Annotated in this window: 8 protein-coding genes; 5 read left to right on the forward strand and 3 right to left on the reverse strand. The window is 64.2% G+C overall.

Annotation, left to right across the window (positions count from 1 at the left end; genetic code table 11):
- The first annotated feature begins 6 nt into the window (after positions 1–6).
- Genes BST40_RS05650 through BST40_RS05660 form a run of 3 tightly spaced genes read left to right on the forward strand, consistent with a single transcriptional unit; the run spans position 7 to position 2,542 of the window.
- Positions 7–1,245: an acyl-CoA dehydrogenase family protein gene (locus BST40_RS05650; protein WP_083153735.1), complete on the forward strand. Its 1,239-nt coding sequence runs from the start codon at positions 7–9 to the stop codon at positions 1,243–1,245.
- Positions 1,242–2,207: a phosphotransferase family protein gene (locus BST40_RS05655; protein WP_083153737.1), complete on the forward strand. Its 966-nt coding sequence runs from the start codon at positions 1,242–1,244 to the stop codon at positions 2,205–2,207. The genes BST40_RS05650 and BST40_RS05655 overlap by 4 nt, the downstream gene beginning before the upstream one ends.
- Positions 2,204–2,542: a DUF6285 domain-containing protein gene (locus BST40_RS05660; protein ID WP_083153739.1), complete on the forward strand. Its 339-nt coding sequence runs from the start codon at positions 2,204–2,206 to the stop codon at positions 2,540–2,542. The genes BST40_RS05655 and BST40_RS05660 overlap by 4 nt, the downstream gene beginning before the upstream one ends.
- Positions 2,543–2,871: 329 nt before the next feature.
- Here the strand turns inward: BST40_RS05660 and BST40_RS33140 are convergent, their stop codons facing one another.
- A complete protein-coding gene (locus BST40_RS33140; RefSeq protein WP_083153741.1) occupies positions 2,872–7,695 on the reverse strand; it encodes a PPE domain-containing protein in 4,824 nt (1,607 codons plus the stop codon).
- Between the two features lie 35 nt (positions 7,696–7,730).
- A complete protein-coding gene (locus BST40_RS05670) occupies positions 7,731–9,710 on the reverse strand; it encodes a PPE family protein (RefSeq protein WP_083153743.1) in 1,980 nt (659 codons plus the stop codon).
- A gap of 455 nt (positions 9,711–10,165) precedes the next feature.
- On the opposite strand from BST40_RS05670, the gene BST40_RS05675 reads away from it, so the two are divergent.
- Positions 10,166–10,567 (forward strand): nuclear transport factor 2 family protein, encoded by a 402-nt coding sequence (locus tag BST40_RS05675; RefSeq protein WP_075548919.1) that lies wholly within the window; start codon positions 10,166–10,168, stop codon positions 10,565–10,567.
- A gap of 123 nt (positions 10,568–10,690) precedes the next feature.
- Positions 10,691–11,224 carry a YceI family protein gene (locus BST40_RS05680; protein WP_075548861.1) on the forward strand — a complete coding sequence of 178 codons (534 nt, stop codon included), beginning with the start codon at positions 10,691–10,693 and terminating at the stop codon, positions 11,222–11,224.
- A gap of 15 nt (positions 11,225–11,239) precedes the next feature.
- Here BST40_RS05680 and BST40_RS05685 read toward each other — a convergent pair whose 3' ends face one another.
- Positions 11,240–12,499, reverse strand: a complete 1,260-nt coding sequence (locus BST40_RS05685) for a PPE family protein (RefSeq protein WP_075548862.1) — start codon at positions 12,497–12,499, stop codon at positions 11,240–11,242.
- Between the last annotated feature and the right edge of the window lie 203 nt (positions 12,500–12,702).

Raw genomic sequence — 12,702 nt, forward strand, 5'->3', positions numbered from 1 at the left:
TTGGTCGTGGATTTCATTTTGCCAGAACATCTTCCCGGTCTGCTCGCCGAGATCGACGAGTTCATCGAATCCCAGATCAAACCGCTGGAACGCGATCACATCCAGTACTTCGACCATCGCCGTGAGCATGCCCGCACCGATTGGGACAACGACGGCATCCCCCGGCGAGAATGGGAGGACCTGCTCACCGAGATGCGCAGCCGCGCCGACCGGGCGGGCTGGCTACGCTACGGCCTGCCGTCGCGGTTCGGTGGCCGCGACGGAACCAACGTCGATATGGCAGTCATCCGCGAACACTTGGCGCACAAAGGGCTTGGGCTGCACAACGACTTGCAAAACGAATCCTCCATCGTCGGCAACTTCCCGCAAGTCATCATGATGGACCGGTTCGGCACCGAAGCGCAGCAGAAGGAGTGGACCGAGGCGCTCATCACCGGCGAGCGGTCGATGGCGTTCGGCCTGACCGAGCCCGATCACGGGTCGGATGCCACCTGGCTCGAGACCCGTGCCGAGCGCGCCGGCAACGGCTGGGTGATCAACGGCGCCAAGCGATTCAACACCGGCGTGCACCGCGCCACCCACGACCTGGTGTTCGCCCGAACCTCGGGCGACCCCGGCCAGGCCCACGGCATCACCGCGTTTCTTGTCCCCACCGACGCTCCCGGCTTCACCGTTCCGTACTACTGGTGGACCCTCAACATGCCCACCGACCACGGCGAGGTGGTCTTGGACGGCGTCCGGGTGCCCGATGACGCGGTGCTCGGCGAGGTCGACCGCGGCCTTGAGGTGGGCCAGACTTTTTTGCACGAGAACCGTATTCGTCAGGCGGCCAGCAGTCTGGGCGCCGCCCAGTACTGCATTGACCGGGCCGTCGACTACGCGAACGAACGCAGGGTATTCGGTAAGCCGCTATCGGTGAACCAGGCCGTCCAATGGCCGCTGGTCGAGCTGCAGACCGAGGCCCAGATGGTGCGGCTGCTGGTGTATTACGCCGCCTGGCATCTGGATCGCAATCACCACATGGAAGTTTCGGACAAGGTCTCGATGGCCAACTACCGCGCCAACCGGTTGGTGTGTGAGGCCGCGGATCGTGCCATGCAAGTGTTCGGCGGAGTGGGATATAGCCGTCACGAGCCCTTCGAGCACATTTACCGCCACCACCGCCGCTATCGGATCACCGAGGGCGCGGAGGAGATTCAGATCCGCCGGGTTGCGCAGCGGCTGTTCAAGTTCGGCAAGAAGTGACTCTGCTGGAGGGCTTGGCCGCGCTGCTGGGTCCGTTGCTGGGCGCCGAAGTGGCGGTCGACAACCTGCGAGTGCTCACCGGCGGCGCCAGCAGGACCACGTGGGCGTTCGACGCCATCGTGGACGCCGAGCGTCGACCGCTGATTCTGCGCATCGGCCCGCCCGACGATGTGCACGCCGGTATGGAACTCGAAGCCCGCGTCCAGGCCGCCGCGGCAGCCGCGGGCGCGCCGGTGCCGCGTATTCTGATCGCCAACGATTCGCCTGCGGCACTGGGCAATCCGTTCCTGATCTGCGAAGAGGTCAAAGGGGAAACGATCGTCCGGCGTATCCAGCGCCAGCTCGACGCGACCGGGCGGCAACGGTTGTTGGGCCAGTGCGCACACGCGTTGGCCGCGATTCACCGGGCCGACTCGAACGACCCCGGGCTTGTCCGCGAGGATGCACTTGCGCAATGGCGGGATCGGCTCGACGTCATGGGCGACACCACCGCCACCTTCGAATGGGCCTTCCGCTGGCTTGCGGCGCATCGGCCACCGCCCTCGGCAGCGGTTCTGGTGCACGGCGACTTCCGGATGGGCAACCTCATGGTCGACGGGTCCGACCTAGCGGCCGTTCTGGATTGGGAACTGGTGCATGTCGGGGAGGCGTATGAGGACTTGGCCTGGTTTTGCGTGCGGGCCTGGCGGTTCGGAGCTCCGGCCAACCTAGGCGCCGGCGGATTGGGCGGCATCGACGACCTCTTACGCGCATACCAGGAGGCCGGCGGGGCAGCCGTCGACCCGGTGACATTTCGTTGGTGGTTGGTACTGGCCACACTGCGTTGGGGTGTCATCTGTCGGTACCAGGCGGAGCGGCACTTGAGTGGTCAGTCCCGGTCGGTCGAGTTGGCGACCATTGGGCGCCGGGTCTGCGAGAACGAATGGGATCTGCTCGAACTGCTCGAGGGACGTGGACGATGACCGGGCTCTACGGCCGTCCGACCGCGGCTGAACTCGTCGCCGCCGTCGCCGAATTCCTCGAAGGCGACGTACGGTCGGCGACAGGCGGACAGGTCAACTTCCATGCGCGGGTGGCGGCCAACGCCCTGCGCATCGTTGAGCGAGAATTGTTGATTCCCAGCGACGTTGACATCCGAGAGGCGCTGGTCGGCCTCGGCTTCGCTGACGAGGCCGACCTCGCCGCTTCGATCAGAGCCGGTGAGCTGGACGGCCGCGACGACGACGTCGTTGCCTGTCTGCGCATCCTGGTGCGGCATCGCCTTGCGGTCTCTCATCCCGGATACGACAGCGAATAGGCGGTTTGACGCTGCGGATTCGGCTGTCACCGGAGCGCTGGATCACGGCAATCACGTCTTTCTCATTGGTCCGTGACCGAGCAGGTACCCGGTTTGCCCACCTTCGAGCGACACCTCAGCGAAAAACCCTTGCGCGCCAGCATTTATCGCACAACGGGGAGGACTCGGGCGACTCGACTGACTGACATGACCGGCCCGGTCACCTCGACGGCCGACGGGACTACATCCTGCCCAACGGGCCGTTGATGTCGCGGTGCGGCCGCCGCGCTGCACCCGGCTGGTGGGCGTGGCCGGCGTGCCCCCTACCCGGCGTGGGCAGGTTGAGATGGCTAGGAGAACAATCCGCGCAAGGCTCCCAGTAACAATGCAAATAACGGCGGCTGGATGTCCACGATGTTGTCGCCGGGACCTGCGATCGCCGATGCGCCGTCTGCCCTGGCGATTGCGAGGTCGTTGTTGCCGTTGAATGCTCGAGCCTGGGCGTTGTTGGCGACGACGATCGCGAGGTCGAGATTGCCTTCGTCGCCTGCTTCACCGCCCGCGAAGGCAGTGCTGTCATTGCCTACGACGACCGCCGCGTTGAAGTGGCCTCTTTGCGCGTGAACGTCGCTGTTGTTGCCGCCGACGACCACAGCGGCGTTAGCGAAGTTGCCGGCTACGGCGTCGACTGCGACCCCGTCGTTACCCGAGCCCACGACGGTAGCAGCGGTGACGAAGTCGTTCTCGCCGACAGCGCTGGCAGCAACCCCACCATTGTTCGCGCCCACCACCGTGGCCGCGGTCGCGATGTTGACGCTGCCATCCGCACTGGCGGCCACCCCATTGTTGGCGTTGCCCACCACCGTCGCCGCCGTCGCAATGTTGGTGCCACCGACAGCAGTTGCCGAAATCGCTTGACTACCACCAAAAACCGCGGTCGCCGCCGTCACCACATTGACATTCCCCTCGGCATCGGCGGTCACCCCACTATTGCCATCCCCGACCACCGTGGCCGCCGTCGCCACATTCACACTGCCATCCGCAGTCGCCGCCACCCCACTGTTGGCATCACCGACCCCCGTGGCCGCCGTCGCCACATTGGTCTCCCCCACTGCGACCGCGCTGGCCGCATCAACCACATTGTCATTGCCCACCACCGTGGCCGCCGACGCAATATTGCGCACCCCCTGCGCGCTGGCCAACACCCCAGCATTGCGATCGCCCACCACCGTCGCCGCCGTCGCCACATTGGTATCCCCGGTCGCCTCCGCCAGGATCGCACCGGTGTTGTTATCGCCCACTACCGTGGCCGCCGTCGCGACGTTGGTCGCCCCGTCGGCGGCTGCCGTAATCCCACTATTGGTGTTGCCGACAACAGTGGCTGCGGTAGCAACGTTGGTATCACCGGTGGCAGAAGCCGTAATCGCCTGATTGCCGTCAAAAACCGCGGTGGCAGCGGTTGCGATATTCAGTCTGCCGTCGGCGTTGGCTGCGACTCCGCTGTTGGCATCACCCACGGCGGTGCCCAGGGTAGCGATATTCGTGCTGCCGACAGCGTCAGCTGCCACCGCATTGTTATCACCGACGACCGTGGCTAGCGTGGCGATATTGATGTCGCCATTGGAGGTGGCGGCGGCGCCGGTGTTGGCGTTGCCGACGACAGTGGCGAGCGTGGCATAATTGGCAGTGTCGTTGGAGCTGGCCAGAACTCCGCTGTTGTGGTCGCCGACCACGGTCGCAAGAGTCGCGATATTGGCCGCGCCATTGGCCTCGGCTGTCAGCGCGTTACTGTTGCCAACCGCGGTACCGAAAGTGGCGATGTTGCCTGTGCCGTCGGTCTTGGCCTCGACTGCGGTGTTGTCATTGCCGACTGCGGTGGCGGCCGTGGCGTAATTGACCGTGCCGTTCGCACTCGCCAGGACGCCGCTGTTGTGGTCGCCGACGACTGTCGCAAGAGTCGATATGTTGCCATCACCGACAGCCTCGGCGGTGAGCGCGTTGTCGTCGCCGACCACGGTCGCGAAGGTGGCGATATTGCCCCGGTCGCTGGCGCTGGCCAGGACCGCACCGTTGTCATTACCGATTGCGGTAGCGAAAGTGACGATGTTGTTGTCTCCCATGGCTTTAGCGGTCACCCCATTGCTGTCGCCGAAGGCGCTGGCAAATGTGGCGATATTGCCCCCGCCGTTGGCGCTGGCTTCGACGCCGTTGCTGGCGGTACCAAAGAGCGTGGCGGCGGTGCCGACGGTCGCGATATTGCCCCGGCCGTTGGCGTTCGCTGCGACCGAATTGTCACCATTGCCAAAGATAGTGAGGGAGTTGGCCATCGTGGCGATATTGGCATCGCCACTCGCCGTGGCTTGCACCCCATCGTTGCCGTTGCCGAAAACCCCCGCGAGAGTGGCGATGTTGTTGTTCCCAGTGGCGCCGGCTTCCACCTGTTGGTTGCCGCTGCCGACGACGGTGGCGAAGGTGGCGATGTTACCTCCGCCGCTGGCATTGGCTTGGACGCCGTTGTTGGCGTTGCCGACGAAGCTGGCGTTGGTGGCGAACGTGGCGATGTTGCCGGTGCCGTCTGCGCTCGCTTGGATCGCGTTGTTGGCGTTGCCGACGAAGCTGGCGTTGGTGGCATAAGTCGCGATATTGCCGGTGCCGGTGGCGCTGGACGCCACTGCTGTGTTGGCATTGCCAAAGACGGTGGCAAAGGTCGCGATGTTGCCCTGTCCGTCGGTGCTGGCGGTGACCCCGTCATTGGCGTTACCGAAAGCCGTTGCAAACGTAGCGATATTACCGGTACCACTGGCACTGGCTTCCAGGTTTTGGTTGCCGTTGCCGATAATGTTGATGTCGGTGGCAAAGGTCGCGATGTTGAGGTCGCCAGCAGCCTTTGCCTTGACGCCGTCGTTTCCGAGGCTTATCAGGCCCGTCGTGGTGGCGAAGGTAGCAATGTTGTTGTGGCCGAAGGCTTCTGCGGTGGTGTCGCTATTGGCGTTGCCCGCGACGGTGGCAAAGGTGGCGATATTGGTATCACCGCTCGCGCTGGCGGCCACCTCATGATTGCCGTTGAACATGGCAGTGCTCAAGGTGGCGATATTGAGATGGCCTGCGGTGTCGGCGGCAACGTCATGGTTGCCGTTGCCGACCGCGCTGGCGAAGGTAGCGATGTTGGTGTCGCCGTTGGCGCTCGCGCCGACCTCGTTCCCGCCGCCGACTGCAGTGCCGAAGGTGGCGATGTTCAGGCGGCCAACGGCATCGGCACCAGCCCCATGGTTACCGTTGCCGACGACGGTCGCGAAGGTGGCGATGTTGGTATCGCCATCGGTGCTGGCTGCGACGCCGCTGTTGGCGTTGCCGATGACGTTGCTGAACGTGGCGATGTTGGTATTGCCGACGGCGTCGGCTGCCACCACGTTGTTGTCGGCGCCGATAGCATTGGCCATCGTGGCGATGTTGAGGTTGCCATCAGCACCGGCCAACACCCCACCGTTGTTGTCGCCGAGCACGGTAGCGACGGTGGCGATATTGGTCTGGCCGGCGACGCTGGCTTGAACACCGCTGTTGTTATTTCCCAACACGGTGGCAATGGTTCCGACGTTGACGTTCGCGACTGCACCACTTCCGTTGGCACCGGCGGTAACCATGCCGTTGTTGCTACCGAGCACAGTGGCGAAGGTGCCGATGTTGGTGTTCGCGACTGCGTCATTTCCATTGGCACCCACGGTAACTGTGCTGTTGTGGTTCCCGACGACGGTGGCAAAGTTGGCGATGTTCGTTCGGGCTACGGAGCCCGTGCCGTTGGCGCCGACCCCGACCGGGCTGTTGTAATTGCCGAGCACTGTTGCCGCGTTGAAGTACCCGCCGCCGGCGTGGGCTGCGTTGTTGTCCCCGAAAACCCAAGCGCCGTTGCCTATGCCGTCAACCGCACCGGCCTGATTGTTGTTACCCAGAATCCCGACGAAATTCACAGTGCCACCGGCGCCGGTGCTATTGCCGCTACCGAGCGTAAGGGCCCCTGTGACCACGCCGACGACATCGCCTACATTGTCATTACCGAAAACCCAAGCCCGGTTACCAAATCCATCAACCACACCGACCTGATTGCCATTACCGACAAGCCCCGCGAAATTCACATAACCACCGGTACTCACACTGCTACCACTACCGAAAGCCGAAGCAGCAGTAAGCAAACCACCCACCTGCGCTACATTGTCGTTACCGAAAACCCAAGCCCGGTTACCAAAGCCATCAACCACACCGACCTGACTGCCATTACCGATAAGCCCCGCGAAATTCACATAACCACCGGTGCTCACACTGCTACCACTACCGAAGGCCGAAGCCAGGGTAAGCAACCCACCGGCCTGTGTGCTGCTGGTGTCGCCCACGGCCAACGCCGTGTTGAGAATGCCGCTGCTGCTGGCGCCAGTGGCGCTGCCCAGGGCCCAGGCCCCGTCGAGCAACCCGGCAGCACTGGCAGAACTGTTCGGGCCGAGCGCGACCGCCAGCCCACCGAAAGTCGAGTTCGCGTGCGCTGTGCCCAACTGCACAAGTTGAAGGCCGCTGAACGACACACTGACATCCAAAGCATTGAGAGATTCAGCCTGGGCGGCCACGTTGACGGCCGCGACCGAACTGCTCGCATTCGCCTGAAGCGTTTGCAGCACTCCTTGCCACGGCATCAGCTGAGCGGCCACCGTCGAAACCCCGGCGTGGTAGCCCGACAGGGCTGCCACATCCTGGGCCCACATCTGTTCGTAGTGCGCTTCGGTGGCCGCGATCGCCGGAGCATTCAGACCAAACAAATTCGACATCGCGAGCCTGACGAGCTGAGTCCGGTTTGTCGCCACCACCGCCGGATGCACAATCGCCGCTAGCGCGTCCTCGAACACCGTCGCCGCTGCACCGGCCTGGACGGACGCACCCTGGGCCCCGGCAGCGGCGGCGTTCAGCCAGCTCGCGTATGGGGCGGCGGCACTCGCCATCGCCGCCGCCGCCCACCCCTGCCAGGAGTCGCCGACCAACGCCGAGGTCACCGACTCGAATGACGCTGCCGCCGAGGTTAATTCGTCGGCTAGCCGCTGCCACGACGCCGCCGCCTGCAGCATCGGCGCTGAGCCGGGACCAGCAAAAATCTGCGCCGAATTGATCTCCGGGGGCAAAACTGAAAAGTTCATCGCACTCTTTCCTCTCCGAGCTGGCCCACCCAACTTCAGAAGTTGCTACCAAAGAAGCCGGCCCAGCCGGTACCAATATTGAAGCCCCCGGAGTTGCTGTTACCGAAATTACCAACGCCCGAATTTAACCCGCTGACAACGTCGTTGATGTTTCCGAAGCCGGAATTATTGTCTCCAGTGTTGAAGAACCCGACATTATAAAAACCTGTGCTCCCGAAGCCTGAGTCGTTGTTGGACCCCGTGTTTCCAATTCCGGAATGCTGCGTCCCCTGATTCCCGATACCGGCATTGTTCTGGCCGGGGCCGCCTGCGACGCCCGCGTTGCCGTAGCCCGAGTTGTTATCACCGAAGTTGTTGAAACCAGAGTTGCCGGTGCCGGTATTGCCAAATCCCGAGTTGGCAACCGTCTGAATGATCGAACTGCCGAAACCGGTATTCAGCGTTCCGGAGTTCAAGGCGCCGGTATTGGTATGGCCCGAATTGCACAATCCGGTATTGACGGCGCCCGCGTTGAAGCTGCCGGTGTTCACGTCGCCTGCATTGAAGCTTCCGAAGTTGCCGTCGCCCGAGTTGTAGTCGCCCGTCCCGCCTGAGCCCGCGTTGAACCAGCCGGTGTTGTAGCTGCCCGCGTTGAAAGTGCCGGCATTGCCGGTACCAGCGTTAGCGAAGCCGGTGTCGTACGATCCGGAATTCCACAAGCCGGTGCTCGTCGCACCCGAGTTACCAAATCCGGTGCTACCCACCCCGGAGTTCCAGCCGCCCCAGTTGCCCAACCCCGAGTTCAACCAGCCCAGGTTGTTGCTGCCAGAGTTGAAGATACCGGTGTTACCGCTACCCGAATTGAACAAGCCCGCGTTCCCTGAGCCGGAATTCAGGCCGCCGAAGCCAATTTGATTGTCACCGGTGAGACCGATGCCGATATTGTTATTACCCGTATTAGCTAAGCCGATATTGAAGTTACCGGTGTTTCCGAGGCCGAGGTTGAGATTACCGCTATTTCCGCTGCCCAAATTCCCGCTGCCGTTGTTTCCACTGCCGAAGTTATTGCTGCCGGCATTGCCGAAGCCAAGGTTGCCGCTACCAATATTGCCACTGCCCAGGTTATTGCTGCCGACGTTCCCGTGCCCGAAGTTCGCGTTCCCGTTGTTGCCGCTGCCCAGGTTGTTGTTGCCGGCGTTGCCGCTGCCGAAGTTGAGGCTGCCGGCATTGCCGCTGCCAAGGTTGACGTTGCCGGTGTTGCCGCTACCCAGGTTGACGTTGCCGGTGTTGCCGCTACCCAGGTTGACGTTCCCGCTGTTGCCGCTACCCAGATTCAAATCGCCGGCATTGCCGGAGCCAAAGTTTCCATTGCCGGTATTGCCGAAACCGAGGTTGGGCAGCGAGATATTGGTGCCGGCGGCCGCACTCGACGCGGCCGAGACGGCGGCCGCCACCGGCCCTCCCCCGGAGGCCGGCATGTCCGCCGCACCCGACTGGCCCGATGCGGCGGAAATGCCTTGCAGCCCAGCACCCCACGGCGACAGCGCGGCCGCCGCGGCCGACGCGTCAGCGTGATAACTGAGCATCGCGGCCACGTCCTGTGCCCACATCTGCTCGTATTGGGCCTCGGCTGAGGCAATCGCCGGCGCGTTCAAGCCAAGCACGTTCGACGCCACCAACTGCACGAACCGATTACGGTTGATCGCCACCATCAATGGATGCACTGTGGCCGCGCGCGCCGTGTCAAACGCACTGACCACCGCACGAGCCTGAGCTGCCGCCCCCCAAGCGTGACCCGCCGCGGCACTCAACCATCGGGCGTAAGGCGCCGCTGCAGCCACCATCGCCGCCGACGCCGGCCCCCGCCAAGAGCCGTCGACCAACCCCAACGTCACCGACGAAAACGACGACGCCGCACCGGCAAGTTCGCCCGCCAGCCCGTCCCAGGCCGTAGCCGCGGCCAGCATCGGTTGCGGACCGGCGCCAGCGAAAATCCGCAACGAGTTGATCTCCGGCGGCAACACCGAAAAGTTCATCACACTAGCCCTTCCGCAGCCGACCTGCCCCGACCGACGGGCCCGCGATTACGGACCAGAGCAACCGTTACACCGGCCCACCCAGGCTGTCAGCGGTTCGGGCGAATTGCTCTAGGAGGTCCTCGACCGCATCCCTGTTACGGCTGCAACGCCGGGTTCCGCCGTCGCGGCAGCGCCCTCGTTGCCGACGGGTCGGCAGCGTGACTCGGCGAATCAGGCGGACCCTACGACCCGGCGACTTCACACCGGGCCACCCACCGAGCCGGTGCGTATCGTCGAACCCGACCATGACGAACAACCGGCACCGGGCAGCCGCAGCGATGCCTCGGTCCGGGCCGGCGCACCGCGCAGCGGGCAGCGGGCAACGGGGACCTGCCTATCCCCGCCCGGCTCCCGCTGGTGCGGCATCGATTGGCCAACGCACACGCGGACGACCACGAATAGGAATCATGCTCATGTCCACTTCCACCACCGAGGCCATTGCCGAAGTGGCCGACCGGTTGTTCACTGCCGTCGAAAACGGCGACCGGGCTGCGGTTGCCCGCATGTGGAGTGACGACATCGCTGTATGGCGCGCGGGTGCTCATCGCGACGACGACAAGGCCCGCGCCCTGCGGGTGATCGATTGGTTCGTCTCGACGACCACGGAGCGTCGCTATGAGGTCCTGGACCGCCAGATTTTCGAGGGCGGGTCGGGAAAGGGATTCGTCCAACAGCACCTGCTACATGCGGCAGGCCAGACCGGGCTGTCGATCGCGCTGCGGGTTTGCATCGTGATCAAGCTGAACACCGAAGGTTTGATAAACCGGATCGACGAGTACTTCGACCCGGCCGAGCTTGCGCCCCTGTTCGGCTGAGGCCCGGCAGTGCATCGCCGGCGGCGACAAACTTGCGAGCGGTGCCTTCGCTTGCGGGTACACCACAAAGGATCAGACGACCACCGGGTGGGCTCCACGCCCGATAGACAATGAGGCAGCACGATGACGACGCTCGAAACGCTACTCAGCGATCCCGATGCCACCGGGGCATGGAATCTTGTTCCGGATCGCTCGGCGGTCACCTTCAAAATCAAGAACATGTGGGGCCTGCTCGCGGTCAAGGGCGAATTCACCAGGTTCACCGGCCACGGCAACCTGACTGACCAGGGCACGGTCTCCGGTTATCTCGAGGTCGACGTCGCCTCGCTGCGCACCGGTATCCGCCTGCGCGACAAGCACTTACTCTCGGCCGACTTCTTCGACGTCGAACGCTTCCCAGAAATCCGGGTTGTGGTGACCGCGCTGCACCCGACCAAGGGCAAACGCGCCGAACTGCAGGCCAGTCTCACCATCAAAGGCATCACAGACCCGGTAACCGTTCCGGTCACGGTCACCGAGTTCAGCGACGGCTCGGTGCGCATAGCCGGCGAAACCGAGATCGACCGATTCCAGTTCGGCTTGCGGTGGAACAAGTTCGGCATTCTGGCCGCAACAGCGACCGCCGCGGGCGAGGTCTGTTTCGTGAAGGCGCCGTAGCAGAACGAAGTCCGTTCAGCCACCACGCATTTGAATTCCCGACTCTTGCTTGACCCGAGGTCGCAGCTTGCCCTTTTCGGCTTCCGGCCGTAGCGAAACCGCCTTGTCCTCCGCCTCCGATGCCTGGTCCTGCTTGTCGGCTGACCGGTGCGACCCATCGGCGGTCCGAGACGGCCGTAGCGCCGACTCCGGAATTCCCGAACCGGTCGATTGCGCCACCCGCGCTACTGGTACCGGGGCCGCTTTCGCCGCAATTTCCGGATCCGCGTTCGGCAACACCCCCAGCTGGGGAGCCGCAGCTTCGACCTCGGCCGCCGGTGGGGCCGAGGCTTCCGGCGCCCGCGTTGGTGCGGCATTTCCGGCGCTTCCGGCACCAACGCCGATACCGGCGGACCCCGCCTGATTGCTGCCGGTGACCGGGACCGGAATCGGAACGCCCATCATCCCGGGGGTCGCGACGCCGCCGTTTGCGCTGGTAGCACCGCCACTCAGCAGACTTGCAGTGCCGACATAGCCGCTGCCGGCAATCCCTTGACCCACGTCGGCATACATCGGGTCTGACTGCGATAACCCGGCGCCGGGGGCGCCGTTGACGACGTTGTTCGTCTCCCCACCGACCGGAACGCCGCTCGCTCCGCCGGCGTCACCGCCGCCGGCAACGTTTGCGCCCTCCCCGTTGCCGCCGACATTGGCCGTAGCCGCTCCACCGCCGGCGCTTGTGCCCGCGGCACCGGCGCTGCCCATAGCCGGGAGGCCCTTCAGGATGCTCTGCCACGGCACCAACTGCGAGGCGAGCGCCGCGGCACCGGAGTAGTAGCCCGACATCGCAGATACGTCCGCAGCCCACATCTCCTCGTAAATACTCTCCGCGAACGCTATCGCCGGCGCGTTCTGGCCGAACAGATTCGACATCACCAACTGCACGAATGCGTCGCGATTGGCAGCCACGGCGCCCGGAAGCACCGTTGCCGCCTGGGCTGCCTCGAACATGCTGGCCATGGCACTGGCTTGCCCCGCGGCCCCGGCGGACTGCGCTGCGGCCGCACTCAGCCAGGCCGCGTACGGAGCTGCCGCGGCCGCCATTGCCGCCGCTGCCGGACCCTGCCAAGCCTGACTCGCCAAGGACGACGTCACCGAGGCAAAGGATTGGGCCGCGGCCCCTAATTCATCGGCGAGTCCCGCCCATGCGGTCGCTGCCTGCAACATGGGCGCTGAACCCGCGCCAATGAACATTCGTAAAGAGTTGATCTCCGGCGGCAGCACCCAAAAACTCACTGCACCAGTCCTCCAGAATCGCCTGCCGGGTTTCTACCCGATCTGCACACAGCGTAACGACAAATAGCCGCCGATTCGCCGCTTAGCCCCGCATTCATCATTTTCGCTTCCACGCCCGACTTCACGGGCGCTCCCCCACTGCGCCAAGACGCTACCCCGAACCGGGACCAGTTGGTATCAACCAGCGCGCACCAGGCCGATGT

Source organism: Mycobacterium persicum (assembly GCF_002086675.1).
Taxonomy (GTDB): Bacteria; Actinomycetota; Actinomycetes; order Mycobacteriales; family Mycobacteriaceae; genus Mycobacterium; species Mycobacterium persicum.

Coding starts and splice junctions, on each gene's coding strand:
- BST40_RS05670 (WP_083153743.1), bottom strand. CDS start 9,710: ATGAACTTTTCGGTGTTGCCGCCGGAGATCAACTCGTTGCGGATTTTC.
- BST40_RS05675 (WP_075548919.1), top strand. CDS start 10,166: ATGTCCACTTCCACCACCGAGGCCATTGCCGAAGTGGCCGACCGGTTG.
- BST40_RS05660 (WP_083153739.1), top strand. CDS start 2,204: ATGACCGGGCTCTACGGCCGTCCGACCGCGGCTGAACTCGTCGCCGCC.
- BST40_RS05680 (WP_075548861.1), top strand. CDS start 10,691: ATGACGACGCTCGAAACGCTACTCAGCGATCCCGATGCCACCGGGGCA.
- BST40_RS33140 (WP_083153741.1), bottom strand. CDS start 7,695: ATGAACTTTTCAGTTTTGCCCCCGGAGATCAATTCGGCGCAGATTTTT.